We start from the raw sequence: 1257 nt of genomic DNA on the forward strand, positions 1-1257 counted from the left end.
ATGACATGATCCGTCTGCAGGACGGACAAAGGATATCTGCCAACCTGTTCCGCAGGGTCATCCAGGCGGTAGAGTGCTGCATGGAGGGACGGATCTATCAGTATCAGGTGCGGCAGACGACAGTGGATACGTTTGAGATTTTTATGGCAACAGATGGTGAACCGGAAGAGATCGAGGGATTATTCTGTGAATTTATCCGGGACAGCCTGGTAGGGGAGGCAGCGTTTTTATTTCGATACTATGAGCAGCTTCTCCCGGATGAACTGACCGGCAAGTTGAAGTTTTTTTGGTGCATGATACCGGAGCAGACAGGGGATGTAGAAAGTGCTGCAGATTAATAACTCAAACTTCCCATAACTCAAATTCTAACAACCACATATTGCTTATTATGTCAGCAATAAATATGATATTTTGCAGCCCACAAGCTAACTTGTTCTGCCGTCAGAGAGCTAAGATAATTGCCGCAGGATGCAGAGTTTTTGCGTGATTTCTTATTTTGTTAAGTCTCTGATGAATACATGCCTGAAGGATTGTCTGAGATGTCCCGGTTTAGCAAGGTATCATCCATTTTTGACGGGACGCTTTCGCTACGATGCGCTACGTCACGTTACTTAATGTCTCAGAAGTACGAGACATAAGTAACGACGAGCGCAAAGTCCCTTTCAAAAATGATGAATACCTTGCTTCCGGGACGACGAGTTCTCCGTAAGGCATGTAAATCAATCATCAGAGACAACAAAATCTAGAAATCACTAAAAACGAAAATGCGGCAAGGCAATTACTATAGTTCTCTGACGGCAGAAATCACTATGTAGTGGCTGCAAAATACATAGTATACTTTGACATAATAAGCAATATGTGGTTCGAAGAATAACTTTCGGTATGGGAAGTTTGAGTAAATAATTAGAGGGAGAGAAAGTGATGGATAGAATGACAGATGGCAGTAGTAACGGCACAATGACAGACAATGCAGTGATTTTGGAAAAATTATCAGAAATCCTGCGTCGATATGTAGAACCGGATCCGGAGACCGGAGATCCTATAGTGATCACGGAAGAAACCGACATTTTTGAAGATCTGGGGGCGGATTCGCTGATGGTGATGCAGATCATTGCTGATGTGGAGGAGTGTTTTGGCATTACGTTTGCTGATGTGGATCTGTTGAGTGAAAATTTCAGCAATACAGGCAGTTTTTGTGAAATGATAGCCAGACAGGTGCGGGAGGGATGACGGATGGGCAGGATGGTCACAACAGAG

The 1257-nt window shown here is 43.9% G+C and carries 2 protein-coding genes; both read left to right on the forward strand.

Features of this window, described 5'->3' with window-relative positions; translation table 11 throughout:
* Positions 1–338, forward strand: a 338-nt coding sequence (locus DW981_RS15290; protein WP_182434316.1) for a hypothetical protein, incomplete at its 5' end; no start/stop codon positions are given.
* Positions 339–921: 583 nt separating this feature from the next.
* Complete coding sequence (locus tag DW981_RS14690) at positions 922–1230, forward strand: acyl carrier protein (RefSeq protein WP_118508249.1); 309 nt, start codon at positions 922–924, stop codon at positions 1228–1230.
* Positions 1231–1257 lie beyond the last annotated feature (27 nt).

This window comes from Clostridium sp. AM49-4BH (assembly GCF_003478335.1).
In the GTDB taxonomy this organism is placed as follows: Bacteria; Bacillota; Clostridia; order Lachnospirales; family Lachnospiraceae; genus Butyribacter.